Here is a 26424-nt window from a genome sequence, read left to right as displayed (position 1 = left end):
AGCGCGCCTGAACAGAGAGGAAAGATGCCGGAAGAAAGCATCATCGTGACAAGCGCGCTGCCGTACGCAAACGGCGAGATACACCTGGGCCACATAGCCTCGACCTACCTGCCGGCAGACATCTTTACCCGCTTTATGCGCCTCTGCGGCCGCGAAGCTTACCACATTTGCGCAAGCGACGACTTTGGCACGCCCATCCTGATCAAGGCGGAAAAGGAGGGCAAGACTCCCGCGGATTACGTCGCCTACTGGAACCAGCGCGACCGGGAGGACTTTGCTTCAATAGGCATCTCGTTTGACCTGTTTTACCGCACGAGCTCGCCAGAGAATGTCAGTTTCGTGCAGTACGTCTTTGCCAAGCTGCAAAAGAACGGCCACATCTACGAGCAGGACGTGGTCCAGTTCTACTGCGAGTTTGACGACAAGTTCCTGCCCGACCGCTACGTGGTGGGCAGGTGCCCGTTCTGCGGCGCAGACAACCAGTATTCCGACCTGTGCGAGAAATGCGGCAGGGTGCCGGACGAGATACTGGAGCCAAAATGCGCCATATGCGGCCGGCCCCCCGTAAAAAAGACGAGCAAGCACTACTTTTTCAAGCTCTCCAATTTCTCTGAAAAATTAAAGGCGTGGCTGTCTTCAAACCCACGCCTCCAGCCCGATGTCAGAAATTACGTCATAAACTGGATAGACGAGGGGCTGCAGGACTGGGACATCACCCGCGACCTCTCGTGGGGGGTGCCGATACCGGGAGCCGAGGGCAAGGTCTTTTACGGCTGGTTCGACAACCACCTGTGCTACATCTCGACGATGGTCAAGCTGATCGAGGAAAAGAAGAAGGGTGTCAGCGGCAAAGAGTTCTGGAACAGCTCGCAGATATACCACTACATCGGCAAGGACATCGTCTACCACCACTACCTGTTTTTGCCGGCGATGAGGATGGGCATCGATGAGGAATACAAGCTGCCAGACTACATACCTACGAGGGGGCACCTCATGCTCCAGAACCAGAAAATATCAAAGAGCAGGAACTGGTACATCGGCCTCAGGGATTTCACGTCGGCGTTCAACCCCGATTACCTGCGGTTCTACATGGCCTCTATTGTGACATATTCGCAGGACGACCTGAACTTTGACTTTGCCGGCTTTGCAGACAAGATAAACAACGAGCTCATCGCAAGCGTCGGCAACTTTGTCAACAGGGCGCTTTCCTTCACGCAAAGGGCGTTTGAGGGCAGGGTGCCGGAGGCCGGCGAGCTTGGCCCCGACGACGCGGCAGTAGTCGACGAGATCGGCAAAACTGTTGAGGAGGCCGGCCAGCTCCTTGCGGCAAACGAGACGGACAGGGCGCTCAAGAGGATACTGGCCCTTTCCAACCATTTCAACCAGTATTTCCAAAAGAAAAAGCCCTGGAGCGAAAGCCAGACTTCTTCTTCCGCCGCGACCACGCTCTACGTCTCTGCAAACGCGGCCCGGTCGCTTGCCATCCTGCTGGAGCCGTTCATCCCCTTCTCGTCTGAAAAGATGTGGGCCCAGCTCGGCCTCGAAGGGAGCGTGCACGCCCAGAGCTGGCAGTCTGCCTCCGAGCTGAGGGTGCAGCCTGGGCATCGCCTGGGCAAGGTCGGGCCGATATTCAAAAAGGTAGAGGCAAAGGAAATAGAGGAGCAAAAGGCAAAGCTGGGTACCAGGAAATGACGAAGAAGAGGATGAGGATGAGGTTCAGGCGCGGCCTCATGACCGGCCGGTTCCAGCCGTTCCACAACGGCCACCTTGCCCTTGCCAGACAGGCGCTGGCAGAGTGCGAGGAGCTTGTAATAGTGATCGGAAGCGCCCAGTTCAACTTTATCGAGAAAGACCCGTTCACGGCCGGAGAGCGCGTATCCATGATACACGCTGCGCTGAAAGAAGCCGGCGTTGACCTGGCCCGGTGCTACATAGTGCCTGTGGCAAACGACGAGAACAACGCACGCTGGCTGGCTGGCCTGCGCTCGCAGGTGCCGCCGTTTGACGCGCTGTATTCCGGCAACGAGTTCGTGGACTACCTTGCACGCTCGCAGGACCCGTCAGTCGCTGTCAGAAAGCCCGAGTTTGCCAACAGGGAGGAGTACAACGGCACGCACATCCGGGCACTGATTGCGTCCGGAGGCGACAATAAAAAAGAAGAGTGGGAGCGCCTCGTGCCGCCTGCCGTCGCAAAGGCCATAGTGGAGGCCGGCGGCGTTGAGAGGATAAAGATGCTGACCAGATCGGACACGGATCCAAACAGATGGTAAGGATAAAAGGTCTGAGGGCGTGCCCCGTCTGCCCCGGCTGCGGCGGCAAAAAGTTCAGCATCGTGCGCAGGGACGACGACGACAACAGAAAATCAGTTACAGTCGAATGCCTCTCGTGCGGCAGGCAGATAACGGTCTAACACTTTTGAACCAGTTGTTTAAAGTTTGCAAGTCGATGCCTTAACCTGATTTCGGAGGTTGGCACTGTCAGAGAGATGGCCACTGCGGACATTATGGCCTACGTCCCGCTCCTGAGCATAGTCTTTAGCTCGATGGGCATAGGCATAGTCTTCAAGGATTACATCGCCGCGCTCGTGTCTACGGTGGTCATCAAAAAGACGAGGGACATCAAGCCCGGCAACAGGATCAAGATATCGGCCGCCGGCCTGCCGGTGACAAAGGGCGACGTGATGCACATCGGGCTCTTGAGGACGACCGTCATGGAGGTGGGCGACGGCGAGCGCCTGCCTTCAGTCAGAACGGGCAGGCTCATCAAGGTGCCAAACCACATGCTGATTAGTAACCCGGTCATGATATACGGAGACACGATAATCGACGAAGTCGTGTCGTACATACCCCGGCCCTACCCAGACTCGCAGCTGCTGGTGGAGAGCATGAAGGAGGCCATCACGGGCAACGGCCACGGCCTCATCGAGGTGGGGCTGTACCAGAAGGAGGACCGGCTGGTCATACACGGCGTCTTTGAGGTAAAGACAAGCGAGATGGCCGACGAGCGCAGCAAGATCCTGAAGGACTTTCTTGTCAAGAGCCGGCAGATAGACGCAAGGGGCGCGTCTCCTGCCGCTGCCGCAGAGCCGGTGATTACCGAAAGCGCGGTTGTTGGTGGTCCTGCTACTGCGCCTAGGCCCGGGGTGACGGCAGCAGCCCAGAAGGAAAAGGTCGTCGCCATACCGCTGCAGAACGCCGAGACAGACGACTAACGTAGAGATGCGCATACGCATACATCTCAAACGAAATCTTATTCGGGGTCATCCAACAGGTTGTCCAGCATCCTAAATCAACTCGAATATGGTATCATACAAGAATATCTTGGAAAAACCTGCGTAGTCAATGTCGCAGATCTCATCGTTGTTTGATTTTATTATCGCATTGTCTGGCAGTTTCACTTCAGTTTCGTAGAACGATGCAAACTTTAGGCGATATTCTTTTTCGTTGTCAGGGGTTATCATGCCCAGATTGTATCTGATAAGTATATCTCCTTGGACTCCCTTCTTTAGAGGTGCGATATAGGGAGATCCAAACTCCACGGTTCGGATATTCTTGTCAGAAGGGCAAATAACTTCTGCGGTTCCCATTATTGCAGGATTCACTATAAATTGTGACGGATCAGTTACATCAATAATACCTTTATTATCAGTTATACGGAGGGAGCTTTCGGCAGAACCGTCCTTTTTCCAATCTGAAAAAATCTCCCAAAAAGCTATGTGTGACACAGATTCCTTTAGGTAAACAGACTGTGTCGCATTTACCGATAGTGCTAGTCCGGGCAGAGACCGTCCTTTTCCAACCTCCATCAAGATCTTTCCGGTAACTTTGAAGGGGTTTTTGCTGTTCGTATCATTCAAACCATCATCACCACCACTATCATTACCGTCTTGGTTAGCAAGTAGCTGATATCCAAGTATGACAATTGCTGCCGCCCCAATTCCGATGAACAAAAAAGAAAGGGGTTTTGGCATCTGCTATGATACTCCTAACTCGCTGGATATACCCTCCCATGGGCTGTATATGGATACGTGAATCCATTAATTACTGTGGTTCCGACAACGATCCCGTAAAAGTATACTTGGTTAGAGGCATTGGGCACCGAGAAAACCGGGCCTCCACTATCGCCCTGTTGAGTTGTTGAGATAGTAGCACATAAAGTTACCCTATATCGAGGCATAACGAAATGCATTCCTTTTATCTTTCATGTAAACCCTCCGGCTCGGAATAAGGCAACTATGTTGATGTGACATACTCGTGGCAAGAAATTTAGACGTAACTAGCTGTGGTCGCCTGGCAGATAGACGCCGACAACAGTGGCAATAAAGAAGCAACCTGCCAAAGTGGTTGCCATCCTGCGCAGAACGCCGAGCGGGACGACTGATTGGCTCTGACCGCTAGCGCGTTTCCAGTGGAAAATGGCAGAAATAATTGTTCTTTTATATTTCCTCTCTATTGGATGCGCAAAAGTGCGGCGGGAGAGAAAGAAAAGCGCTGCTGCTTTTTCAATACGCCACGCATGGGCGCCTGCGTATATTATTATGGGGCGTGGGGGGGGGCGCTGATAAAATAGCGCATGGAAATAAGATGTGCCGACTGCGGCTGCCTCCCTTCCGAATGCCGCGCCAGCCAGTCTCCAAGAGACTGCCCAAACTGCACGCAAAAGGAGAACTGTTGCTGCTGGGCAGCCATCCACGGAAATTAACGCAGCAGCACGCCTTTCATCAATCTTCCAGTCCATGTTGCAGAGCCCTGTGATGCTCTGCCGGGCAGCGACGGGCAAGAAGGAGGAGAGGGGAGGGGTGGGAGAAGAAAGAAAGAGAGGAGGACGGGGGCGCACTCCCTCTAATCCCGCGCCGCCGCCAACGCAGCAGAGCACGCCAGATCAGTCAGTTCTCGATGAACAGATCTGAGCTGAACCTCACCGCCCGCAGGGAATCTCTGGTGGGCGACAGGTCCTCGGCCAGCTTTCTGACCTGTTCTATCTCCTGCCTGCCCGCCCTGCTCTTTACAAAGTACTTTGCCCTTATCTCCTGAAAGCCCGGCCTTACGGCACCCGGCTGGGGAAGCATGAGCATGCCCTGGAGGTCCATGTCCCCGTCCACCTGTACCCGCAGCTCCTGTATGGGCACGCCCATCACCGCCCCGTATGTGGACCAGCCTGACGCAAGGCAGTGCCCCAGCGCGGCGAGGAGGAGCTCCACCGAGGTCGGCCCCCTGTTTGTCCCGAGCAGCTCTGGCGGGTGGTCGCCTGCGACCCTGAAAGCCTGCGGCCTTGCCACCCTGTTCTTTCCCAGCTCGAAATCCTTGATGGCAGTCTCGTTGTCAAAGCCGCTCGCCCATGCGGTGGTGGTGGAGAAGGTGGCCTGCGCCACAGCCGGGTTGCCCTTCACTGCGTCGATTATCTGCTGGACCTGCTTTGTGTCTATGCCGTTAACCACTGACTCTATCTTTTGAGATGATGTTGTTGTCATGACTGTAACAGTGCATAAAACACGATTAAGTTCCGGGTTTAACAAAAAATTGAAACTCCGCAAGATTATTTGCTAACCGTCGCCCTGAATGGATCAGTGCCTCATGGACAGCAAAGAGGAAGAGGAAGAGGAAGAAGAAAGAGCAGCAGGCGAGTCTGAAGTCCTCCTGAAACTGATGGGGAACAAGGTCAACGCCAGGATCATCACGCTGCTCAGAAGGCAGCCCCTGAGTCCCCGGGACCTTTCCCGGTACCTGGACAAGAAGGAGGGGGACGTGGTGCGCCGGCTCAAGGCCATGGAGAGGCACGGCCTGGTCAAAGGCTCCTGGGGCACAAGGCTGGGCCAGAACGTCAAGCTGTATTCGCTCACCACGCACGACATCTCGGTCAAGCTGGCCCGGGACGGGCTGCAGGTCCGGTACAGCGGGAAAGGCAGGGCCGAAGGCCGAAAGGTTTCTGCCGCCAAGGCCGACGCGGAATCAGGCGTTGGCGAGCCGTCAGCCGCGCCTTACGACGCTTCTCCGATAGTAGGGAGGGGAGCCGAGCTGAAACTGCTGTCAGACAGCAGGGCGAGCTTTTTCTTTATAAGCGGAATCGCGGGCATAGGGAAAACGTCCCTTGCTAGAAAGTTCGTCCAGCAGCAACAGCAGCAACAGCAGCAAGAGGCGGGGGCCAGCCGGGTTTTCTGGCACACCTTCAAGGAGATAGACACCCTCGCCTACCTTGTCGGCAGGCTGGCGCTCTTTCTTTCAAAGAACGGCGCCGGCGGCCTGCTCAGCCATCTTGATGACGATGATGAATCCGCCGGCAGGGGCGGCAGCAACAACAACGGCGTGGCGGCAGCGACCGGCCCGGAGAGCCTGGAGATACTGACTGCCGACCTCAACAGGCTGCGAAATTGTATCCTTGTGTTTGACGACTACCACAGGGTAAGGGACGAAAAGATCTCTGTCCTTCTCAGGCACCTGCAGCTAAAGCTGGAGCCGGGCAACAAGGCGCTGGTGCTGTCCCGGTCAAAGCCACCCTTCTTTCTGGACAATGCCCGCAGCAAAGAGCTGACTCTGTCCGGGCTGCCGCTGGACGAGTCTGAAGAGATGCTGTCAAGCTTTAGAATAGGCGATTCTGCTGATGTTGTTGCTGCTGCCGGCAAGTCATCGTCTGCCGTGAACGGCATCTGGAAGAGGTTCGCAGGTCACCCGATGGCCATGAAAATGTTTTGCATGCTCGCAAGGGAGAGGGAAGTAGGAGGAGGAGGCGCCGGCGAGACGAAAAAACCGCCTGAAAACATTTCAGCCGGAGAACTGCTTGCGTATTTCAGGAAGGAAATCCTGGAGCTTTTGAGCCAGGACGAGTTGAGCGTCCTGATGTCGCTGTCCGTTTTCCGGACTCCGGTGAGGATTGGAGCCCTCCGCCCCGGCGTCCAGGGAAAAAGGAACCTGAACCACCTGATATACTCGCTGGAAAAGAAAATGCTGGTCAGCAGGACGGCGGCCGGGCAGGAATTCTTTCTCCACGACATGCTCAGGGAGGCCCTCTACTCGATGCTGGCGTACCCTGAAGAGGCACACGAGCCTGCCGCACTGTACTACCTTTCACAAAACACGGCTGAAGGCGTGGTCGAATCGCTTTACCACCTTGTGAGGTGCCAGAACATCGCCAGGATTGCAGCCATACTGGCAGAAGAGGTGGCCGAAGAAAAATACAGGTTCCTCGAGGAGGGGTACGCGGCGCCCCTCGTTGAAACGCTCGGGCAGATCAGCGCCTCGCGCATAGCCAGCGGCAGCAACAAAAAGGACTGGCTCGTTTACCTCTACAACATCGAGGGCAAGGCGCTGTCGATGCTGGAGAGGTGGCAGGAAGGCCGGGAGCGGCTTGACGCCGCCCTGGGGATTGCGCGCGAGCTTGGCGACGAGCTCCTGATCGCGTACTCGCAAAAGACGCTGAGCGAGGCCCTGTACCTGCGAGGCGACTTTCAGGCCGCCGAGAGGCACCTGGTTGAAGCAGCGGCTGCCTTCCAGAGGCACGGGATGCAAAAGCCGCTGAAAAACGCCTACATGAAGCTGGCCCGGCTGTGTTTTGCTACCGGCAGGCTGGAAGAATCCAAATCCTACTCGGACATGGCCAAGTAAATAAGAAGTAGCAATCCATCACACACATTTTTATCCGCCGGCCTCGTCGCCGCCCTTGAGCGGGAAACTGGGCCACCTTATCATGGGCCGGACATCAATGCGCATGGGCGCAAACAGCTGCTCCAGGTTTGAAGAGCTCTCGGCTTCCACGACGAACAGGCAGTAGTGGTCCCTGTTGGTCTGCTGGAGCATGCACGACTGGTCCACAAACACGTCAAGCATCTTGACGTTTTTCTCAGAAAGGCTTTCTCTGGAAAATTTTGATGCCAGCTCCTTCATCATGTTCGGGTCCTTCCCGGGGCAGTCGGCGCCCCTGTGAGTGTGGTACAGGACGTACATCATTGTTCTTTTTGCAGCCAGGTATGGCCGGCAAAAGATATAACGATTATGCTTCCTTTCTTGCAGGCGCAAAAGAAAGAGGAAGAAAGGAAGGCACATTCACATTTTCTGTTAATCCCGATGCTTAATCGATCCGCGCCCGCACCATATACCGAGATGACGGTGAACAGCGAAAGATCGTTTAACGGCGTCAACGTGCAGGTGCTCGGCTCGGTCTTTGATTCAATAAAGAGCCGGCCGGAGGCGGCAAAGGCGACATTCTCCGTGAGGACGGAATGGAGCGGCAGCGGCTTTGCGGCCAGGTCCACGTGCAAGGACCCGCTAATCGGCGGCATGACCGTACCCAGGGGGAAAGAGTATGCCATGGTCTGCGACTTTCCAGAGCAGTTGTCAGGAGAGGCAAAGGGCCCCACCGTATGCGAAAGCTGCATGGCCAGCCTCGGCAGCTGCATCGCCCAGACAATCGTTGCGCATGCAACGGCGATGGGCATAAAGCTGGACGGGATCAGGATCGACACAGAAGGCGACGTCGATTTGAGAGGGTTCTCCGGGCTGGCAGCAGACGTCAGGCCCGGGGCGCAGCAGTTCAGGGTCAACGTACACATCGACAGCAGGTCTGCCACAAAAGAGCAGTTAAAACAGCTGTACGAGATCGGAAAGAAACTGTCGCCTGCCATGGACACGCTGACAAACGGCACGTCCGTAATAGTGGTAGTAGCGCAATGAATTATTCATAAGTCAGCAGAGAAGAAATAGGCATGGGCGACAATAATGGTAGCAGCAACGGCGGCGCAAGCCCTCCCCCTCCTTCCTCTTCACAGCCGTCACCTCCAGCACCGTTCAATCCGGAGCAGTACAAAGCCATGCAGAGGCAGAGCTGGGACGGCGTTGCTCAGGGCTGGCTTGCGTGGTGGCAGACGTTTGAAAAGGGCGCGCAAAAAGTCAGCGACAGACTGGTCGAGCTTGCAGAGGTCAAGCCCGGCCACCGTGTCCTTGACGTGGCAACAGGGATAGGGGAGCCGGCGATTACGGCGGCAAAGCGCGTCAGGCCTTCCGGGCGCGTGACGGCCATCGACATCTCGCCGCAGATGCTCGAAATTGCCCGGCAGAGGGCCATGACGAACGGCCTCGAGCAAGTCGTTGAATTTAAAGAGGGCGACGCGGAAGCAGTCGGCCTGCACGATTCCAGGTTTGACGCAGTCCTTTCGCGGTGGGGCCTCATGTTCTTTCCAAACCTCGACGCCACCCTGGACAAGATGCATCGGGCCCTGGTGCCCGGCGGGATCCTCTCTGCAGCCGTCTGGTCTGCACCGCCCAGAGTCCCGCTGCTCGATCTGGCTTTTAGCACCGCAAGGAAGCAGATAAGCGCCCCTCCTCCGCCCCCGGGCGCCCTTGGCCCTTTCCGCCTCGCCGACGAGGCTGCCCTCCGGCGCTCGCTTGCCCGTGCAGGGTTTGGCAACGTAAGGACCGAAAAGATGACTGTCACCTTTTCGTTCAGTTCCGCAGAAGACTTTATGCGCTTCCACCGGTCGATAGCCGCGCCTATCCACACCATGATAGCCGGCCAGACAGATGAAAGGAAAGAAGAGTTATGGAAGTCGATAGCCGATGCTGCCAGGCCGTACGCCGGCCCCGGCGGCAGGATCGATCTGGACAATGAGGTGATATGTGCGACCGGCCAGCGCCAGCGGCGGTGGTCATGAGCGCCGCCATGTCGTAGTTTTTGCTAGTCATTGCGTCTTTGCACCCCGGCGGAGCGGAAATTTGCAGGAGAGATCGATTTTCAAGCGAGTCAGCCGGCGCTTACCTGCTCTGCGCAGGGTTGCTGCCATCCTTAAATCCCGTCGCCTGCAAATGAAAGGCAGTGTCCAGAGAAGACGATTTCGATTTTAACGTGCTTGGGGTCGCAGGCAGCCCCCGCGCAAACTCGTACAGCACAAAGGCGCTAAAGATCGCGCTTGAAAACGCGCAAAAGCGCGGCGCGCAGGTCAGGCTGCTGGAGCTTGCCAAGGCCGACGTGCCCTTTTACTCTCCGAGCAAAGCCATGCCTGAAAGGATTGCAAGGGAGGTGGAATGGGCCAACGCCTTCATACTGGCCTCGCCGGACTACCACGGCTCGATGTCCGGCACGCTGAAAAATTTCCTCGACTTTTTCTACGAAGAGCTTGCCGGCAAGCTGTTCGGCTACGTGGTGGCATCGCACGAAAAGGGGCTGACCGTCATGGAGCAGATGCGCACTGCCGTGCGCCAGTGCTACGGGTGGAGCATGCCGTACGGGGTCTCGATAAACGGCGAGCAGGATTTCACAGGCGGCAGGCCCGGGCCAAGGGTGGAGCACAGGATAGGGATGATGGCCCGCGACCTGGTCGTGTACGGCCGGCTGATAAAGGCCCAGTTTGCGCAGGACCTGGCGGGCAGGGACGACGACACGTTTGCGGCCCGCTACAGGCGGTCGTGACCGGGTTCTGCCGTAGCCGGTCGCTATACCCGCCGGCCCCGTATATGGGAGCAATGATACCGGTGGACGAAAACGTGCTTGTGAACGCGGTGGAAAAGGCGGGCAAGAGCGTGGTCAACATTGCCAGCGTGCGCATGATGCAGGACCAGCTGTACAGGGTGTTCCCTGTCGAGGGCGTCGGCTCGGGCGTCGTCATCGACGGGCAAAAGGGCTACATACTGACCAACAACCACGTCATCGACGACGCCGAGAGGCTCAAGGTCACAACGGCAGACGGCAGGGTGCTCAGGGGCAGGGTGGTGGGTAGCGACGAGGCGACCGACCTGGCCGTGATAAAGGTCGAGTCCGGCGACGATGAGGGGCCGCTGCCTGCGGCAGAGCTTGGCGACTCGTCGGCGCTCAGGGCGGGCCAGATAGTGATAGCCATAGGCAACCCGTTCGGGCTGACAGGCGGGCCGACTGTTACGGCCGGCATCGTGAGCTCGCTTAACAGGAGCATACAGGCAAGGTCGGGGAGCGTGCTGGAGCTTGTGCAGACCGACGCGGCGATAAACCCGGGCAACTCGGGCGGGCCGCTTGTGAACACCAAAGGCGAAGTGGTGGCGATAAACACGGCAAACATGCCCTACGCGCAGGGGATCGGCTTTGCAGTCCCGATAAACACGGCCAAGGAGATCCTCGACGAGCTGGTGGAGAAGGGCAAGGTGAGCAGGCCGTGGATAGGCATCGCATCCATCAAGGTGACTCCCGGAGTAGCCAGGTACTATGGCCTTGGTGGCGGTGGTGGTGGTGGCAGCGGCGGAAGGCAGGAAGGCGTGCTGGTGGCAGGCGTCGAGCCGTACAGCCCCGCCGACGACGCCGGCCTGCGCAGGGGTGACATCATCGAGGAGATAGACGGCAGCAGGGTGGACGACCCGTCGCAGATTGCGTCGTACGTGAGGAAAAAGCGCGTCGATGACAGGGTGAACCTGACCGTGAACCGCTACGGGCGGCAGTTCCAGGTGGCAGTGCAGGTGGACGAGCGCCCGTAGTAGCAGTAATCTTTTTTTCTTTTTTTCCTCCTCATTCTGGTTTCCAAAAGGCTTTTCTGCAATGACAGCCAATAGTAGGATCGATAGTGTCTGACGATTTCTCGATGGACGAGCTGGTGCGGGAGCTAGACAAGGAGCGAGCCCGCATAATAATTTCCAAGGACATACGCAGGTACAACAAGCCAACGACGGTCATATCCGGGCTGCAGGACCGCAAGGACGCGCCCGAAATCACGAAAAAGATGAAGACCAAGATCGGCACGGGCGGCACCTTCAAGGACGGCAAGATAATCCTGCAGGGCGACCACCGCGACACGGTCAAGGCCATGCTCATCGCGATGGGCTTTGGCGAGGACGCGATAGAAGTCATGTGAGAAAAGAAGGGCCAAGCTGGTCGTGTGCAGAATGTGACAGTCTCCCTCTATACTATGCGGTAGCAAAATGCTTACCTGCTAGCGGGCAGGCTACTTTACGATTTATATCCTGAAACCGCCTCTTGGGATATGTAGAGAGAGAGCAAAGCCAGGGTGGAAGAGAAAAAGGACGACGCAATTGCAGCAGTGGCGGCAGCAGATGATGGCGCCCCCCAGAGCCGCGCTGCTGCCTCAGCAAGCGACGGCGATAATGGCAGCAAGCTTGGCGTCGTCTCTGGCAACATTGCCGGCGCCAGCGGCCAGCAGCAGGTTCTCGTCCACAAAAAAGAAGAGGAGGAGGGGGAGGAGGAAGCTTATTCTCCTGACGACCTGCACGCCAACGACGGCAGGATCCTTGCGCTCCTCCATGAGCAGGAGGGCGCCAGCTTTACCTTCAAGGGCATCCAGCGCCGGCTAGGCATGCACCAGCAGAGCCTTTCTCGCGCATTGCACAGGCTGGCCGAAATGAGGCTTGTGGAAAAGTCTGGAATCGGCTACCACCTCAGCCGCAGCGGCGCAGAGGCCGTCTCAAAGGTAGGAGCCGGGCTCCCAGCGCAGCAACGGCAGCAGGCGCGGGGCGGAAGGGAATATTTCCAGCTCTTGCAGACATACATACCGGTCAACAACGTCAAGGCTTTTGAGCTTGTGCGCCCGCTTGCCGGCAAGTGGTTCAGGAACCTCCGCTGGGTCGGGCTCATCGAAAGCGGCACGGGCTTTACGCTCCAGTGGTCAAGCGACGACGGCTCGTTCCAGATAAACCTGCGCATGATCTCCGACTATGTGGTCGTGGAGACGAACGCCCGCACAGACAGGGAAAAGCTGCAGGCGATGGCCGGCTCGTACGCCATCTTTGAGCACATAACGAGGGCGCTGCAGGACCGGCTGCAAAGGCCGGCCAGCAACTCGCTTGTTTTGAACAACAATTATTATTTCATAAACAACTAGTAGTAATAGTAGCAGGCATGTGTGACCGGCTTTTGAAATACGCGGTCAATTCATTCCCACCCCTCCATTATAGATCCAGCATATGACTACCATAGTCGGCATCAAGACCCAGGAAGGAGTCGTGCTCGGCTCTGACAAGAGGGCCAGCAAGGGCTTTTTCATCGGGTCCAAGATAACGCAAAAGATAGCACGGGTGGACGACACGCTTGCAATCGCAATAGCAGGCCAGCTGTCAGACGCCGAGTACCTGATCAAGGTCGCCAAGGCCGAGCGCAAGCTGATGGAGCTGCGCAGGGGCTTTCCGCTCACGGTCAGGGAGTCGGCCAGGCTGATAGCCAACCTGGCGTACTCGGGCCTGCGCAACTACCAGCCCTACTACGTCGAGCTGCTGGTGGCAGGGGTCGGCGAAGAGGGCGGCCACGTCTACACGGCAGACATGTCCGGCGCCATCATAGGGGAGGACTTTGCGTCGTCCGGCTCGGGCTCGCCGATAGCGTACGGCGTGCTGGAGAGCCTGTACCGCAAGGACCTGACAAACGCCGAAGCGCAAGAAATAGCTGCAAAGGCAGTCGCAGCCGCGATGGAGCGCGACCCGGGCTCTGGCAACGGAATCGACACGATGGTGATACCGAACCTGATCAGGGTAAAGGAGGCGGCTTCCTGAGATGGCCGAGTCTGCGACAGGCTTTGGAGCTTCAGCAGCAGGCCGCTACCCGTCGTTCTACGGGCCGGAAGGCCGGCTGGTGCTGGTGGACAGCGCGCTGGAGGCAGTCAGCAGAGGGTCAACTACGATAGGCATCAAGACCCCGCAGTTTGCCCTGCTTGCAAGCCACATCAAGCCGGCCAGGCCGCTGATGGAGCCGACTGAAAAAGTGTTTGCAATCGACGCCCACGTAGGGGCCACCGGCTCAGGCTACATCGGCGACATACTGTCGCTGATAGACGAGCTGAGGCTTGAAGCGCAAAAGCACAGGCTGTCGTTTGAGAGCCCGATAGACGTGGGCTCGCTTGCCAAGCACCTAGGAGGCTATTTGCACAACTATACGATATACGCGGTGAGGCCGCAGGCCGCGTCGGTCATCGTTGCAGGGGCAGACCAGACGGGCGTGCACATGTACCAGGTGGACCCGAGCGGCACCTTTTTCAGGGGCGCCGGGTTTGCCATCGGGCAGTCGGCCGACTCGGCGCTTGACGCCATCCAGAGGGGGTACAGCGCCGACATGACAGTCGAGCAGGCCGCGCAGCTGGCAAACAAGGCGATAGAGACGGCCCTTGGCGAGCGCCCCGTCGTCGAGGTGGGGGTGGTGACTGCAAAGGAGAAGCAGTTCAGGAGGCTTTAGCAGCGCCGGCTTCCTTTTTTTCTTCCTTTGACGACGCCGGCGGCGCAGCGGCCGCCACGGGCCGCTTCCAGCGGCTGACCCACCGCGCCAGCTCTTTTATCACCACTTCAAGCTCTTTGGCCTGCGGCGTCAGGCTGTACTCTACCCTTGGCGGCACTTCAGGATAGATCTTTTTTGACACCAGCCCCTCCCTTTCAAGCTCCAGCAGGCGCTCTGAAAGCACGGTGCTGCTGATGCCGGCAAGCGCTCTTTTCAATTCGTTAAAACGTATCGTCTCTTTTGTGCTGAGGTTCTTCAATATGAGGAGCGACCACCGGCGGCCGAGCACCTCCCAGATGTCGATCACGGGGCAGGAGGCAGACGCCTGCGCGGGGGCATAGCCTTCCCTGTTCAGTGGTGTTTCTGACATACCAGGTAAGAAAAGCGTACTTGCTAATAAAACTTTACGGCGGGCCTGTGATTGCAGACTGTTTGCCCGTCTCAAACGCTGCCGCGACAGCTTCTCTGAAGAACCGCTCGGCGCTTTTATCGTTTGAAGAAGAGTCTTTTGCCTGCTGCGCCCGCCTCCCGAGGTAGAAAGAAGCAGTTACCGCAGCTGCAAGGGCTGCACAGTCTTTTTCCTGGCCGCCGCCCTGCCAGATCTCTTGCAGCACGGCGACAAGCCCTGCTTGATCTGATGGCGATGATGAAAGGATCGATTGCTCATTTTCTTCCAGATATTTTACAAGGCGCCACACAGCTTACCATGATTTCAGCTCGTAAAAAAAGCTGTCCTGTCGCGTCAGATCCTGTGTATCTCGATATAGTACATCATTATCTCGTCCTGCTGGAACCTCTTTTTCAGCACGCCTTTTAGCCGGGAAAAGAACTGGACGTTTGATTTCGTATTCTTGCAGACTATCCAGTATGTCACGTTCTCATCCTGGATTTCTTTGCCGGTGGCGGGGTTCAGCCAGCCGCCAAGCAGCGGGGAATTGTCTATTGTGCAGCCGCCAAACCTGTCGATGATTTCGTTGTACGTCTGGGTGTACTTGCCGCCCTCGATGCTGGCGCGGTTGCCGGAATGGTTAGCGGCGTTGTAGTACAGCGGCAGCAAAATCTCTACTTTGAGGTCTGACAACTTTTCTTCTTTCTTTTTCAATCCAGCTCGTAGAATGCGATGTCCTTCTCCTTGAGAACCTGGCAGTCCTTCTTTGAGACGACAAAGGCATTCTTGCCTATGCCCTTGAACCGTGCGCGTGAATGCACCAGCTCGTAGAATGCCCTGGATTTTTCTTCTTCGTTCTTGAAGGCTATTTTGCGTGTATCGCGTTCGGAAGCCAACATATATGCCGCATCTGTTAGAGAGCAGAGAGTGATAATTAAGCGTTGTCTGCCCGTCAGTCTGCGCGCCGCCATCCAGCGACAGAGCAGCTTTTAAGCAGCGCGCAAGGAAGGAAGGAGCAGTAATTCTTCCGGATTCTCTTTCGGCCAAGACTTTTAATGCTTTTTAGCACAGAAACCCGGTGCTCAAAGCCGCGCTCGACTACGACAGGGGCACGATCGTGATACGGGGGATCGCCCACATGCCCTTTGCAGTCTTGGACCCGAGGACGGGCGTGCTGCGAGCGCAGGCCATGCACTACCAGAGCATCGTTGATTATTTGAAGCGCAGCGGCATAGCCTGCGAGGACAATGTCGCGCCGGGCGTCCTGCCCCGCCCGAACCTTGGAGAACCGTCGACATTGCAGCAGTTGCGCGACTACCAGCAAAAGGCGCTGGACAGCTGGGCGGCAGCGGGCATGAAGGGGTGCGTCGTGCTCCCAACCGGCTCGGGCAAGACGCTCGTCGGCGTCGAGGCGATAAGGCGCGCAGGCGCTGCCGCCCTCGTGGTGGTGCCCACGCTCGACCTGATGGACCAGTGGACTGGAGTGCTTGCCCGCCATTTTCCAAACGCAAAAATAGGCAACCTGGGCGGGGGCGCAGACAGCATCGGGCCGGTCACGGTGTCGACGTACGACTCGGCGTACCTTCGCGTCTCTTCGCTTGGCAACATGTTTGCCCTCGTCGTCTTTGACGAGGTGCACCACCTGGCCGCGCCCGGCTACAGGACGATTGCAGAGCAGATGACGGCCCCCTTCCGCCTGGGACTCACAGCCACGATAGAGCGGGAAGACGAGCTCCACCGCGACCTGCCAGCACTCGTCGGCGGCGTGGTGTTCCAGGCAAGCCCGGACGCCCTGGCAAGGGAAAAGCACCTGGCCCCCTACGAGATAGAGAGGAGAAAGATAGAGATGCTGCCGGAAGAGCTTGTACAGTACAGGCAGGTCATGCAAAGATACCACGAGTGCATCAACTCGCTCTTTGGCGCCAACTATTCTGCCATATCCATCGAAAAGCTGGTCATGATGTCCGGCAGGAGCCCCCTTGCGAGGGAGGCGCTGCTGGCAAGGAACAGGGCCGCAAACATTGCTCTGAACAGCAGGGCCAAGCTGGACGAGCTGCAGGAGATACTGGCCGAGAACAGCGGGACAAAGACGATAATATTCACCCAGCACAACAGCATGGTCTACGACATTTCAGGCAGGTTCCTAATCCCGTTCATAACGCACAAGACCGGCAAGGAGGAGAGGCAGGACGTCCTGCAGGGCTTCAAGGAGGGGCGCTACACCGCCATCGTGACTTCCAAGGTGCTCGACGAGGGGGTCGACGTGCCGGACGCAGAGCTCGGGATAATCGTGAGCGGGACGGGGAGCGCCAGGGAGTTCATACAGCGGCTCGGCAGGCTCTTGCGCCCCGGCAAGGGAGGCCAGAAAAAAGCGCGGCTTATAGAGCTGGTCTCTGCCGAAACGAGGGAAGAGACGGTGACAAGCGCCAAGAGAAAGAGGGCGCTCCAGAAAGCGCGGCGGCAGACTGAAAAAGAGCAGCAGCAACAGCAGCAGGAGGCGCGAACCTGACCCGTGCTTGCAGAGCCGCTGCTCAGGGCAAGGTCGAGGAACAGAACCGTGACGCCGCTCTTTATCACGACAGAAGAGGAGGTCGAGCTTGCAGGCAGGATAATAGACGAGTTCAGAGAAGCTTGGAAGAGCAGGGAGAAAAAGTCCGAGCTTGAGGCCAAGATAGAGGCAGTCATCGAGTCTGGGCATGAGGGCGGCAGCGGCGTGGGAGGAGTAGCAAGCAGCGACCGCGCCAAGCTGGTGAGGGGGCTTTATGCGCTGCTTGAAAGGAGGTGCGTGTTTTTGCCGGCTACTACCAGCTCTACTACGGCGGGCGCTTTTTCCCCTGCGCTGCTCAACCCCGCAGCGGTAAGAAGGGCCGTCTTTGAGGAGTCGTCCCGGCGCGGCCTGGCGCTGACGCCGTCAGAGCGCGCAGAGATAGCGGGCGCCGTGGCGGCCAAGTTGCAGGCCCCGTCTGCCGACGCCGTGCTGGAGGCGATGTGGGGCGACCTTGAAGACAACCTCGTGCTTGACAGGTTCGACGACCATGACAGGATCGACGCCCGGGCGCTTGCAGGCTGGTACAACCTGGCCCTGATGCAGACGCTTCTGTTCCGCAGCACCCGGCTCGATTTTTTGGTTTCAGGAGGCCGGGGCTGGAAGCACGTCCTGCGGCAGGTAAAGCGGCTTGGGTTGATGTACTACCTGCATGCAGCCGACGAAGAAGAAGAAGGTAACGGCGGCAATGCGAAAAAAAGCAAAGAAAAAAAGATCGTCTGCTCGCTCGAAGGCCCGCCTGGGCTGTTCAAGCTGACCGACAGGTACGGGACTGCCCTTGCCAAGCTGCTGCCCCATATCGTGTTTTCCGGAGGCAGGTGGGAGGTCCGCGCATGGGTTCTCAGAAAAACGATGGATGGTAACAGGGCAGAATACGAGTTCAGGATGTCCGATTCTACCGCGCCCGCCCTCCTGGCAGACCCTTTCTATCAGATGGGAAGGGAGTCTCAACCCGACGAGCGACAGCAACAGCATTATTCCTTTGACAGCGCGGTGGAGGAAAAATTTGCGCAGAGGTTTGCAAGCGTGGCCGGCGGCAGCAATAACGAATATGCAGGATGGAAGCTCGTCAGGGAGCCGGACCCGCTCGTCGTGTCAGGCGGCAGGGCGTTCATACCCGACTTTCTCTTTGCCAAGCCCGGCAGGAAAAAAGTGTACCTGGAAATAGTGGGGTTCTGGACGCCCGAGTACCTTGAGCGCAAGTTCCAAAAGCTGGCAGACATATTCGGCTCGGCGTATTCTGCCCGGCTCGACGGCGGGCAGCAAAAAGAGGAAATGATAGAGCTTTTCATCGCGCTCGACGAAGACCTGGCCTGCTCCTCCATGCCGTCTTTTTCCCATATGCAGAGGGTGATGCCAAGGGGGAGGCTCATCTTTTACCGTAAAGGCAGCGTGCCGGTCAGCCCGATACTTGAATGCCTGAAAGCGATAGACAGGGAGGCCGTGGAAAGGAGTGCAGGCGACCCGGGCCTCAAGGCAGAGCTCGACCCTGCAAAGGACGCCGTCGTCGCAGTCGGCGAGGTCGCGCGCAGGATGGGGGACGGGAGCCTGCCTGCCGAAGCCGTCCTAAAGATAGTGAAAAGGGATTACGGAGACAGGTATGTCGAAGTCGCAGGCACCCACCTAGTGTCAAGGGAAAAGGCCGGCAGGATAGGCTCGGCGCTTGCAGGCGTGGAAAGGTTCACGGAGGCGTGCGCGCTTTTGGCGCAGGAAGGGATTCCAGAGTCCTGCCAGGCGGCGCTCATATCAAAGCTGGGGTACGACGTGGTGTGGGAGAGCCTCGACCCGGGCTCTGCAACTCTGGTAAAGAGAACACAGTGAGGAGTCGCAGTCGACCAAAAGATTTTAGCATTTCTTCTAGCTCTCAGTTTCTTGTATAAATGTAGACACAGCGGCCCGATACATTCGTTGGTCCCTATGCCGCATGGCTAGCGGCATATCAGAAGGCAACGTTTTCAGACGTTGTGGAAATATGTTATATAAGCCTAGGAAGATCTTTTACGAGAATGGTCTTTCTGAATAGCCTCAGTTGCAAGGGCCTTTACTCCTATGGCGACGAAACTAAAATGGAATTCTCGCGTCAAACTGTTATTGTGGGTCCTAACAATTCTGGCAAATCTAACCTTTTTAGGATGATAAAATTGCTGATTGAATCTCTTGCCACCCACAGATACCTTAAGGATTGGGAGATTACAGCTGGAGCTACGGACTATTTTCTCGAGATCGAAGTTCAACTCTCAAAGGAGGAAGTAGGAATTCTAGTAGACTTTCTTGGCTTTTTCTCTGAAGGCTCTAACCGTTCAACACAATATTACAAGTTCTCAAATAGAGACACCTTATGCAAGGTCTTAGATGTTCTTAGAATCAAACTTACTTGGGAACCAAATATGCAGGAAGCAGGAGATACTCCTAGCTTCGAGATAGAATTCAAGAAGATAGGGTTACGGATGTATTCACAACATTTCAATGGTTCAGTAGTCATAGCAAGAGAAGGCAAGAAAAATGGATATTCTATAATGGAAAAGCCTAAGTTACATGAATTCCTCGGGAGCCTTTCAGATGTTTCTGAAGCAAAGAATCAGGTTGATGCAATCATGAATGAGGCCAACGACAAGGGGTTCGTTGTACATGATATAACTCCGAACATCGCTCAAAATATGTCACCAGAAGGAAAACAGCTGATTAAGAATTTGCTCCTTTTCCAAGATAAGGAACTAGGCATGAACAATTATGTCATGTTCCTTCCATTGCTTGGAACACTATTAAAAAAGAGGACGTTCTCGACAACCGAAAGAAGAAATTTTCGCAATGGAACAGAGTTTGCGGACCACTTGAGAACTGGAGATGAAGACTTTGAGAAAAAGCTCAAATCATTTGCCAATGCTCACTCTTTGGATTATGTAGCAGGCTTGGAGCCAGATGGCAGGAACGTCGCTCAGTTTCTTTTTACCCTCAAGAACTCGCAAAAGCTGGAGGACAGAAAGAAATTTGCGACCATAAAATCTGCCTTTGAGGCGATCCTTGGCTCCAATAAACTGAGCTTTGACGTGCACTTGCAATATCAAAAAGAAGGCAAAGGAAACTTCGTTGGAGAAGATGAAATACGTAGACCCACATCTTCATCCATTGTAATAATCGATAATGAATTAAACAAACAATATCCTCTGGATCAAGTAGGGTCGGGGCTTGGCGAAATTTTGTATCTTCTTGCATTGTCTTATGGCACTAGCAGTTCTCTGATTCTGTTGGATGAACCTTCAGTGAATTTACACCTACCCCTGATGAAATCAGTCATGGGATTCTTGGAGAAGACCAACTACGATAACCAGTTCTTAATCATCACTCATTCTCCAGAACTGGTTCGTCACGAGCTTTTCGATGGCGATGCCAGCATTATCTACATTCGAAAGAGTGAGCACGTCAGTAAGGTCTCTAGATTGAACAAAGAATTGGAAGAATGGTTTAGAGAAAAGAAGAGCAACCTACGACATCAGATCGACACTAGGTTATTTTTTGGCAGGTGTGTGGTTCTAGTAGAGGGGGAATCAGAGCATAATCTTCTTGGATTGGCAGGCTATTTGGGTTCAACTGACGATTCTCTAGATTTCGAAAGAAACGATGTAGTAGTAACTAGTGTGGGAGGGAAGAACAACTTTATCAAATACAGAAGGTACCTGGACGGATTTGAGATCCCGTATATTATTTTGGCAGACGCTGATGCAGGCAACCTCTTTGATACTTACGGCTCTATTAGGAAGGATAGCATAATAGAAAATGGCCCGGTATTCGTCATAGAGGACGGAAACTTGGAGGATCTTATGCGTAACATTGATTTGAATTTGTATAGGGAAGCAGAGAGGGAATTCAAGGGCTCAAAACCAGCAATTGCTTCTGAGTTCGCAAGATTACTTGCGCGCATTAACCCAGATTGCCTAGAAACCATAAGGTCATTCTTGCGGATAGTAGTCAGTAAATCAAGAAGTTAGGAGTCCGGCAGTGCATTTCATCAGAGTAGGTGGTAGGCATTTTGCCGATACATATTTTGCAGGTCATTATCTAATGACGGGCGCTAAGGGGATTTACTTTATAAGGAAAAGCGCTAAAAGAGCAATACGACTCGAAAGAGGTCTTCTTTTTATTTCTGCTTTAAACTAAAATCAAAACATTTTAATTGCTTCCTCCAAGAGTTGCGTTACGTGCGCCCGGGTAGTATAGAGAAGCCTGGCTGATGCGCTCAGCTGGCCTCGTACAGTCCGGTCCAGTATGGGGGACTGTCACTCCTCCGACCCGGGTTCGAATCCCGGCCCGGGCGCTTACACATCTTTTCTTTCATTTCCGGCCGCCAAAAACTGCCAGCAGCATATATGCTGCTACAGGTATCCAAACGGGCCCTCGCGGAACACTATCTCCTCCTTGCCGCCGCCGCTGCCGCTCTCCTCTATCGAGATTCCAACATGCATATCCTCATTCACCCTGTACTCTTTGGAGCCTTCCAGGTTCCTCGTCTTTACTATCACGTGCAGCTTTACCGGCCGCCCCGAGTCATTTACCTCTGTTGAAAACGCTGCCGCCGGGCCCCTCAGCAGCTGCGTGGTCACGCCGTCCTTGCTGAACGCCACCTTGCCGTCGACCTTGACCACCACAGAGTCGCCCCTGAAGCCTTCCTGGATGTCTACAGTCAGTTTCGCCATTTTTCCAAGCCCTTTATTGTAATGACATATACATACTGCATCTGCTCTTAAGCAGTTCTCGCTTGCATTCTATAAGATAAAAAGGAAGAGAAAGGGGGAGGAGAGGACGGCCTCATCTCATGCCGCCGAGCACGCTCTTTGCCTGCAGCTCTATCGTCTGCATGACGTGCGGCCTCAGGTTCTTGCCTGTGAACAGCTTTAGCATGCGCTCTATGGTGTTCTCGGCCTGCTTCTCCCTGCCTGCCGCCTTCTGGCCCACTGCCAGCTGGCGCATCGTCTGGTTCAGCGTGATGTTGTCCACGCCGGCGCCCCTTGCCGAGTCCTCTATCACGGGGGTCAGCAGCTCTGCCGCCCTTTCGGGGTTTGGCTTGCGCACGCTCAGCCTGTTGTCAGACAGCACGGTCTTGAAGTTGCGCGCCTCGTTGTACCCCTGCACAAGCTTTGCATACACCGCAAGCGGGTGCTTGCCGTGCTCCTTCACTACCGTGGCAAGCGCCTCGTTCCCGCTCTTTAGCATCTGCGAGTCGGAGCCGAGCAGCGACAGCAGGATCCCCTGCTCCTGGCCCATGAGGAGCTCTGCCACTTGGTCGTCCTCGGCAGACTGGCTGCTGCGCACCCTGACCGTCAGGATGTTGGACGTGACCTGCGAGCCGTCGAGTGCGCTGTACACCGCCCTTATCAGGTAGGTGCCCTGCTGGTCAAAGTAAAAGCCGTCCTTGCCGTACCCGATGTAGGAGCTGTCGTATATCGAAGGGTACTTTTCGTTCAGCGTCACGACCTGCGGGATGGCGCAGTGCTGCGCAAGCGGCTTAAAGATCTGCACGTGTCCGCTCGGCTTGCGTATCGCCACCTGGACCGAGCCCGAGTTTGGATGCAGGAGCGTGTGCGCCCTCTTGCCCCGGGTATCGGTGGCGCTCAGCTTGAGCTCCACCACCACCGGCTCGCCCATGGCAAAGCTCTGCCGCGAGTCCTGCGTCCTCAGCTCCAGCTGCAGGCCCGATTCGTCGCTCACCGGCGTGGAGAACGCCGCGGGGTCTTCAAGCGCGGTGAGTGCCGAGCCCACGACAAAGTCGTTTCCGCCCATTATCACGCTGTTCCTGAACGCGTGGCGCAGGTGCACCACCTCCTCGTCGTCGAACTGGAAAGCAAACGCGCTCCAGAATCCCGACGCGCCCCCGGAGGGATAGCGCCACGGGTAGTTCATGAACGAGAGCGCGTTTGGCCTGTTGGGCACAGGCGGGTTTGCGTAGGATTTCTGCCACGAGTGGAGCAGGTTGAAGCAGTGGCCCAGCTCGTGCACGTAGGTGTACAGCTGCAGGCGCAGCTTGTCGGCGGTGTTGCCCCCGATCCCGTTGTGGAATGTCGCGCAGCCCTGGCGCTGCCTGCCAAAGTTGGGGTAGTCGAACATTATGCCGTACAGCCCCGGCCCTTCCTCGTGCTCGTTGGCCGCCAGCAGCCAGACCTTCCACTGCGGCTCCTCCTTCCACTGGCTAAAGTGGGCCGCCATCGACGCGTGGAGCTCGCTGTCGCTCCACTTGGCGTTCCCCTGCGCCTCGCCAAGCGGGATCACGTTTGCGCTGCCCGACACCTGGAATTCAAGCCCCGCCTCGGCGTAGCTGCTGACCACGGACAGGTTGCGTGCCGGGCCTCCCGAGGGGAGGGAGCCCGTGTTGTACGAGGAAAACGGAGTGACGTTTTCCACGCAGTCCGTCTCGATGAGAACCGTGCGGAAGTAGACGGACTCGAACGAGCACGTGTAGCTTGCGCCCGGCGTGTCGTCGAGCCTGTAGAACTGCAGGACGGCGTCTGCCCGCGGCCTGAAAATGGGGGTGCGCGGTATCGTGATCTTGACCTTGGGCGCGCCGGCGCTCCAAGTGTAGGTGCCCGTGCCTTCTATCGTCACGGTCGAGATCGTCCTCCTCACCGCGATCGGGTGCACCACGAACGACCCGAAATACAGGGTGGTGCTGCCGCTGATCTGGTAAAAGTCGCCGCTCACCCTCATCGTCGGCCTCCTGCCGTCGACATCTATCCTCAGCTCCAGCTCAAACGGGCCGGTCCTGCCCCTGTACCGCCCGCTCACCCTGTTGCGGAGGAGGATTGGCTTTTTGGGGATAGGTATCGGTTTTGGAGGTATCGGGACCGGCACAGGCTTGGCGGGGATCGGGATTGGCTGCGGGGTCGGAAGCGACGGCGGTGCTGCTGCCGCCACCTGCGCAGCCATCTCTGGCATGCTCATCGCCATTGCAACCGTGCCAGCAGCAGCGGTGGTGGTGGTGGCCTCTTCCCCTCCTTCACTATTGCCTTGCGCGGCGATTGCTTCCTCATATGTTTCCATCATAGAATATTCTTCTGGTATTTCCTCCTCATAAAAGGTAGTTTCTGGTATCGTTTCTGTAATAGGTGATGTCGGATCAGTAATGCTGTTTTTCTGCATGGCAGTCGTGAGGTCGCCTTTTATAAAACTATATATGATACGATATTTATTGACTGCAACGCCAAATTCGTTCACTTGCCATAGAACTGTTCTGTTAGTGTTCATTTTTTTCAAAAAATAAGAATATCTATCAACTTTATGCAGGATACCCTTTGCGCATTCTGTGACCAAAAAAGGTAAAAATCAGACAGAAGATTGTCGTGATGCGGCGGGCTTGGTGGCAGTCGCAGCTTTATGGCTGTGCGCCATAGTGTTTGGTGCTGCCGCCACGCTTGGCAGGCCACAGCCGCCGGAATATCTTTTTGCTCCCGGCGGCTATGAGCGAGACTCGCGTTTTGATATCCAGGTCGGCGTCGAGAGCGGAGCCGTCGTCGTCACCGGCGCTTGGAGAGCAGACCACGCCGCCGGCCTCCTCCACTATCAGGCAGGCGGCGGCAATATCGGTTATCCTTGCCTTGCCCCTCACGTCGATAAACGCGTCGAGCCGCCCTGACGCCACGTAGCACATCTCCAGAGCTGTTGCGCCCAGCTGCCGGGTGTGCTCTGAGCGGGCTATGACAGGGGCAAGGCGCCTTGCCGCCCGTTCGTCGATCTTGGAGAGGTTGATCCCCATCACCATGCTCTCCGTGCTCTTTCTGGTCCTGATCCTCCTGCCGTTACAGAACGCGCCCCTGCGCCTGGACGCGTGGTAGAGGTCGCCTGTTACAAGGTCTATTATCGCGGCGTCAGTTACTGCGCTCAGCCTGGGCCCGGTGGCGTACGCCAGCGAGCAGCAGTAAAAGGGTACCCTGCGCACCGCGTTCGTGGTGCCGTCGATGCCGTCCACGACTACAAAGCCGCTGCCTTCATTGCTGATAACGCCGCACTCTTCGCCGATCACCGTTGCGCCGACCTTGTGCTTTCTCAGCACCTCCATGACCGCCTTTTCTGCCGCAAGGTCGATCTTCCTCGAAACGTCGCCGCCGGCGCCCGTCCTGCCCATCTCCTTGCTCCCGCGAGCAGTCCCGGCCATGCCTTTTGTGCGGGCGCGCACCAGCAGGCACGCCTCTTTGAGGATGCCTGCCATCGCATCGTCGTCATCATCATCATGATCGCCGGCAGCAGTAGCAGTAGTAGTAGCAACAGTCATTGCCGGAGCACCTGTGCGCCCCTGCCTGTTAAATATTATTTTATATCATCGAAGCGCCAAGTGTACCTGTTGGCAGAGCCTGCTTCCAACGCTACTGCTTCTTCTTCTGATGCTGATGCCGCCCCTGCGGCGACGGCAGGCCACCACAACCAACAGCAACAGCAACAACATCACCATCATCCCCATTCTCCAAGCTATGATTCCAGCCTGACGGAGCGGCTGCTGTTCAGGGTGGCAAAAAAGTGGGTCGCCGGCTACAGCGCGCAGGACGCCATCTCGGCGGCCCTTGGCGCCAACAGCCGGGGCATGTCTGCCATCCTCAACTACCTCGGCGAGGACGCTGTAGAGGAGGCGCAGGTGCAGGCCGCAGTCGACGAATATCTTTCCCTTATGGATCTGATAAAGGCGAAAAACGTGAGGGGCTGCGTGTCTGTCAAGCCGACGCAGCTTGGCCTTGCCATCGGCTATGAAGCGTGCCTGAAGAACTTTCAGAGGCTTGCTGCAAGGGCGCACGAGCTGGGCCAGTTCATGTGGATAGACATGGAGTCGGTCAGGTTCACCGAGGACACGATAACAATCTACCTGCGCCTGCTTGGAGAAGAAGAAGACGCCAAGAACAAAGACATAGGGATCGCAATACAGGCGTACCTGAGGCGCAGCGGCGCCGACCTGCTGCACATAATCGAGCACGGCGGCAAGGTGCGCCTGGTCAAAGGGGCGTACCACGAGCTGCAAGAGCACGCTTTTTCCTCCCGGGAGGAAGTCGACCAGAACTACCTGCGCCTGCTTGACATGCTCGCCAAGAGCGGCAACTTTTTTGCAGTCGCCACGCACGACGACAGGCTGGCCGAATACGCCGCCAGCCTCCGCCCATCCGGCAACATCGAGTTCCAGCTGCTGATGGGCATAAGGGACGAGCTAAAGTCCCACCTCGTTTCCAGGGGCCTGCAGGTCGCAGAATACATCCCCTACGGCAGCCAGTGGCTCCCCTATTCCGTCAGGAGGATAAGGGAGCGCAAAAGAAACCTGCTGTTGCTTGCGCGCTCGCTGGTGCAGCAATAGATCTTGCTG

28 protein-coding genes and 1 tRNA gene are annotated in these 26424 nt (G+C 56.5%); 18 read left to right on the top strand and 11 right to left on the bottom strand.

All coding sequences use genetic code 11. The features are described from left to right. The first annotated feature begins 24 nt into the window (after positions 1 to 24). The 4 genes from metG (at position 25) to WKI84_RS01525 (ending at position 3211) form a co-directional block, all read left to right on the top strand. On the top strand, positions 25 to 1692 hold the full coding sequence (gene metG / locus WKI84_RS01540) for a methionine--tRNA ligase (RefSeq protein WP_337861753.1): 1668 nt from the start codon (positions 25 to 27) through the stop codon (positions 1690 to 1692). Further along, positions 1689 to 2270, top strand: a complete 582-nt coding sequence (locus WKI84_RS01535; protein WP_337861752.1) for a nicotinamide-nucleotide adenylyltransferase — start codon at positions 1689 to 1691, stop codon at positions 2268 to 2270. Before metG ends, WKI84_RS01535 begins: the two co-directional genes overlap by 4 nt. After that, positions 2264 to 2410, top strand: a complete 147-nt coding sequence (locus tag WKI84_RS01530; RefSeq protein WP_337861751.1) for a hypothetical protein — start codon at positions 2264 to 2266, stop codon at positions 2408 to 2410. Before WKI84_RS01535 ends, WKI84_RS01530 begins: the two co-directional genes overlap by 7 nt. 75 nt (positions 2411 to 2485) lie before the next feature. After that, positions 2486 to 3211, top strand: a complete 726-nt coding sequence (locus tag WKI84_RS01525; RefSeq protein ID WP_337861750.1) for a hypothetical protein — start codon at positions 2486 to 2488, stop codon at positions 3209 to 3211. Positions 3212 to 3283: 72 nt separating this feature from the next. On the opposite strand, the gene WKI84_RS01520 is transcribed toward WKI84_RS01525, so the two are convergent. The 3 genes from WKI84_RS01520 to WKI84_RS01510 all read right to left on the bottom strand — a co-directional run bounded on the left by WKI84_RS01520 (position 3284) and on the right by WKI84_RS01510 (position 5470). Beyond that, entirely contained in the window at positions 3284 to 3970 is a 687-nt protein-coding gene (locus tag WKI84_RS01520) for a hypothetical protein (RefSeq protein ID WP_337861749.1), read from the bottom strand. 305 nt (positions 3971 to 4275) lie between these two features. Beyond that, positions 4276 to 4737, bottom strand: coding sequence for a hypothetical protein (locus tag WKI84_RS01515; protein ID WP_337861748.1), 462 nt, complete (start codon positions 4735 to 4737; stop codon positions 4276 to 4278). A 148-nt stretch (positions 4738 to 4885) separates the two neighbouring features. Beyond that, a complete protein-coding gene (locus WKI84_RS01510; RefSeq protein WP_337861747.1) occupies positions 4886 to 5470 on the bottom strand; it encodes an OsmC family protein in 585 nt (194 codons plus the stop codon). Positions 5471 to 5558: 88 nt separating this feature from the next. Here WKI84_RS01510 and WKI84_RS01505 point away from each other — a divergent pair, with 88 nt between their 5' ends. Continuing rightward, a complete protein-coding gene (locus WKI84_RS01505; protein WP_337861746.1) occupies positions 5559 to 7598 on the top strand; it encodes an AAA family ATPase in 2040 nt (679 codons plus the stop codon). Positions 7599 to 7628: 30 nt separating this feature from the next. Here the strand turns inward: WKI84_RS01505 and WKI84_RS01500 are convergent, their stop codons facing one another. Next, positions 7629 to 7940, bottom strand: coding sequence for a hypothetical protein (locus tag WKI84_RS01500; RefSeq protein ID WP_337861745.1), 312 nt, complete (start codon positions 7938 to 7940; stop codon positions 7629 to 7631). Positions 7941 to 8093: 153 nt separating this feature from the next. On the opposite strand from WKI84_RS01500, the gene WKI84_RS01495 reads away from it, so the two are divergent. From WKI84_RS01495 to WKI84_RS01460, 8 genes are all read left to right on the top strand, one after another. Beyond that, a complete protein-coding gene (locus WKI84_RS01495) occupies positions 8094 to 8663 on the top strand; it encodes an OsmC family protein (RefSeq protein WP_337861744.1) in 570 nt (189 codons plus the stop codon). 32 nt (positions 8664 to 8695) lie between these two features. Then, positions 8696 to 9640, top strand: coding sequence for a methyltransferase domain-containing protein (locus tag WKI84_RS01490; RefSeq protein WP_337861743.1), 945 nt, complete (start codon positions 8696 to 8698; stop codon positions 9638 to 9640). A 161-nt stretch (positions 9641 to 9801) separates the two neighbouring features. Beyond that, positions 9802 to 10395 (top strand): NAD(P)H-dependent oxidoreductase, encoded by a 594-nt coding sequence (locus WKI84_RS01485; protein ID WP_337861742.1) that lies wholly within the window; start codon positions 9802 to 9804, stop codon positions 10393 to 10395. Between the two features lie 44 nt (positions 10396 to 10439). Next, entirely contained in the window at positions 10440 to 11426 is a 987-nt protein-coding gene (locus WKI84_RS01480) for a trypsin-like peptidase domain-containing protein (RefSeq protein WP_337861741.1), read from the top strand. A gap of 86 nt (positions 11427 to 11512) precedes the next feature. After that, positions 11513 to 11800 (top strand): stress response translation initiation inhibitor YciH, encoded by a 288-nt coding sequence (locus WKI84_RS01475; RefSeq protein WP_337861740.1) that lies wholly within the window; start codon positions 11513 to 11515, stop codon positions 11798 to 11800. Positions 11801 to 11953: 153 nt separating this feature from the next. Next, the gene (locus tag WKI84_RS01470; protein ID WP_337861739.1) at positions 11954 to 12784 is read left to right on the top strand and encodes a MarR family transcriptional regulator; all 831 of its coding nucleotides are present in this window, start codon (positions 11954 to 11956) and stop codon (positions 12782 to 12784) included. An 82-nt stretch (positions 12785 to 12866) separates the two neighbouring features. Then, on the top strand, positions 12867 to 13448 hold the full coding sequence (locus tag WKI84_RS01465; protein ID WP_337861738.1) for a proteasome subunit beta: 582 nt from the start codon (positions 12867 to 12869) through the stop codon (positions 13446 to 13448). Position 13449: 1 nt separating this feature from the next. Continuing rightward, complete coding sequence (locus WKI84_RS01460; protein WP_337861737.1) at positions 13450 to 14124, top strand: hypothetical protein; 675 nt, start codon at positions 13450 to 13452, stop codon at positions 14122 to 14124. Here WKI84_RS01460 and WKI84_RS01455 read toward each other — a convergent pair. From WKI84_RS01455 to WKI84_RS01440, 4 genes are all read right to left on the bottom strand, one after another. Beyond that, the gene (locus WKI84_RS01455) at positions 14111 to 14533 is read right to left on the bottom strand and encodes a helix-turn-helix domain-containing protein (protein WP_337861736.1); all 423 of its coding nucleotides are present in this window, start codon (positions 14531 to 14533) and stop codon (positions 14111 to 14113) included. The two genes, WKI84_RS01460 and WKI84_RS01455, sit on opposite strands and share 14 nt — an antisense overlap. A 34-nt stretch (positions 14534 to 14567) precedes the next feature. Further along, positions 14568 to 14777: a hypothetical protein gene (locus tag WKI84_RS01450; protein WP_337861735.1), complete on the bottom strand. Its 210-nt coding sequence runs from the start codon at positions 14775 to 14777 to the stop codon at positions 14568 to 14570. 128 nt (positions 14778 to 14905) lie between these two features. Further along, positions 14906 to 15265, bottom strand: a complete 360-nt coding sequence (locus WKI84_RS01445) for a hypothetical protein (RefSeq protein ID WP_337861734.1) — start codon at positions 15263 to 15265, stop codon at positions 14906 to 14908. Continuing rightward, entirely contained in the window at positions 15262 to 15450 is a 189-nt protein-coding gene (locus WKI84_RS01440; protein WP_337861733.1) for a hypothetical protein, read from the bottom strand. Before WKI84_RS01440 ends, WKI84_RS01445 begins: the two co-directional genes overlap by 4 nt. A gap of 179 nt (positions 15451 to 15629) precedes the next feature. Here WKI84_RS01440 and WKI84_RS01435 point away from each other — a divergent pair, with 179 nt between their 5' ends. From WKI84_RS01435 to WKI84_RS01420, 4 genes are all read left to right on the top strand, one after another. After that, entirely contained in the window at positions 15630 to 17060 is a 1431-nt protein-coding gene (locus WKI84_RS01435) for a DEAD/DEAH box helicase family protein (protein ID WP_337861732.1), read from the top strand. 3 nt (positions 17061 to 17063) lie between these two features. Next, complete coding sequence (locus WKI84_RS01430; RefSeq protein WP_337861731.1) at positions 17064 to 18917, top strand: DUF790 family protein; 1854 nt, start codon at positions 17064 to 17066, stop codon at positions 18915 to 18917. 185 nt (positions 18918 to 19102) lie between these two features. Continuing rightward, complete coding sequence (locus WKI84_RS01425) at positions 19103 to 21082, top strand: AAA family ATPase (protein ID WP_337861730.1); 1980 nt, start codon at positions 19103 to 19105, stop codon at positions 21080 to 21082. 214 nt (positions 21083 to 21296) lie between these two features. After that, positions 21297 to 21408: transfer RNA gene (locus WKI84_RS01420), tRNA-Asp, on the top strand. Positions 21409 to 21466: 58 nt separating this feature from the next. On the opposite strand, the gene WKI84_RS01415 is transcribed toward WKI84_RS01420, so the two are convergent. The 3 genes from WKI84_RS01415 to WKI84_RS01405 form a co-directional block, all read right to left on the bottom strand. Then, positions 21467 to 21787 (bottom strand): hypothetical protein, encoded by a 321-nt coding sequence (locus WKI84_RS01415; RefSeq protein WP_337861729.1) that lies wholly within the window; start codon positions 21785 to 21787, stop codon positions 21467 to 21469. A gap of 112 nt (positions 21788 to 21899) precedes the next feature. Further along, on the bottom strand, positions 21900 to 24128 hold the full coding sequence (locus tag WKI84_RS01410; protein WP_337861728.1) for a hypothetical protein: 2229 nt from the start codon (positions 24126 to 24128) through the stop codon (positions 21900 to 21902). A gap of 328 nt (positions 24129 to 24456) precedes the next feature. After that, positions 24457 to 25353: an inositol monophosphatase family protein gene (locus WKI84_RS01405; protein ID WP_337861727.1), complete on the bottom strand. Its 897-nt coding sequence runs from the start codon at positions 25351 to 25353 to the stop codon at positions 24457 to 24459. Between the two features lie 69 nt (positions 25354 to 25422). Here WKI84_RS01405 and WKI84_RS01400 point away from each other — a divergent pair, with 69 nt between their 5' ends. After that, positions 25423 to 26415 carry a proline dehydrogenase family protein gene (locus WKI84_RS01400; protein WP_337861726.1) on the top strand — a complete coding sequence of 331 codons (993 nt, stop codon included), beginning with the start codon at positions 25423 to 25425 and terminating at the stop codon, positions 26413 to 26415. Positions 26416 to 26424: the final 9 nt, after the last annotated feature.

It is taken from the genome of Nitrososphaera sp. (assembly GCF_037447015.1).
GTDB lineage: Archaea > Thermoproteota > Nitrososphaeria > Nitrososphaerales > Nitrososphaeraceae > Nitrososphaera.
The sequence above is the reverse complement of the archived record's forward strand: the minus strand, read 5'-3'. Positions and strand labels throughout refer to the sequence as shown.

Coding starts and splice junctions, on each gene's coding strand:
- WKI84_RS01535 (WP_337861752.1), top strand. CDS start 1,689: ATGACGAAGAAGAGGATGAGGATGAGGTTCAGGCGCGGCCTCATGACC.
- WKI84_RS01455 (WP_337861736.1), bottom strand. CDS start 14,533: ATGTCAGAAACACCACTGAACAGGGAAGGCTATGCCCCCGCGCAGGCG.
- WKI84_RS01505 (WP_337861746.1), top strand. CDS start 5,559: ATGGATCAGTGCCTCATGGACAGCAAAGAGGAAGAGGAAGAGGAAGAA.
- WKI84_RS01440 (WP_337861733.1), bottom strand. CDS start 15,450: ATGTTGGCTTCCGAACGCGATACACGCAAAATAGCCTTCAAGAACGAA.
- WKI84_RS01515 (WP_337861748.1), bottom strand. CDS start 4,737: ATGGACTGGAAGATTGATGAAAGGCGTGCTGCTGCGTTAATTTCCGTG.
- WKI84_RS01410 (WP_337861728.1), bottom strand. CDS start 24,128: ATGATGGAAACATATGAGGAAGCAATCGCCGCGCAAGGCAATAGTGAA.
- WKI84_RS01495 (WP_337861744.1), top strand. CDS start 8,094: ATGACGGTGAACAGCGAAAGATCGTTTAACGGCGTCAACGTGCAGGTG.
- WKI84_RS01460 (WP_337861737.1), top strand. CDS start 13,450: ATGGCCGAGTCTGCGACAGGCTTTGGAGCTTCAGCAGCAGGCCGCTAC.
- WKI84_RS01405 (WP_337861727.1), bottom strand. CDS start 25,353: ATGACTGTTGCTACTACTACTGCTACTGCTGCCGGCGATCATGATGAT.
- WKI84_RS01530 (WP_337861751.1), top strand. CDS start 2,264: ATGGTAAGGATAAAAGGTCTGAGGGCGTGCCCCGTCTGCCCCGGCTGC.
- WKI84_RS01510 (WP_337861747.1), bottom strand. CDS start 5,470: ATGACAACAACATCATCTCAAAAGATAGAGTCAGTGGTTAACGGCATA.
- WKI84_RS01465 (WP_337861738.1), top strand. CDS start 12,867: ATGACTACCATAGTCGGCATCAAGACCCAGGAAGGAGTCGTGCTCGGC.
- WKI84_RS01520 (WP_337861749.1), bottom strand. CDS start 3,970: ATGCCAAAACCCCTTTCTTTTTTGTTCATCGGAATTGGGGCGGCAGCA.
- metG (WP_337861753.1), top strand. CDS start 25: ATGCCGGAAGAAAGCATCATCGTGACAAGCGCGCTGCCGTACGCAAAC.
- WKI84_RS01525 (WP_337861750.1), top strand. CDS start 2,486: ATGGCCACTGCGGACATTATGGCCTACGTCCCGCTCCTGAGCATAGTC.
- WKI84_RS01480 (WP_337861741.1), top strand. CDS start 10,440: ATGGGAGCAATGATACCGGTGGACGAAAACGTGCTTGTGAACGCGGTG.
- WKI84_RS01425 (WP_337861730.1), top strand. CDS start 19,103: ATGGTCTTTCTGAATAGCCTCAGTTGCAAGGGCCTTTACTCCTATGGC.
- WKI84_RS01490 (WP_337861743.1), top strand. CDS start 8,696: ATGGGCGACAATAATGGTAGCAGCAACGGCGGCGCAAGCCCTCCCCCT.
- WKI84_RS01500 (WP_337861745.1), bottom strand. CDS start 7,940: ATGATGTACGTCCTGTACCACACTCACAGGGGCGCCGACTGCCCCGGG.
- WKI84_RS01415 (WP_337861729.1), bottom strand. CDS start 21,787: ATGGCGAAACTGACTGTAGACATCCAGGAAGGCTTCAGGGGCGACTCT.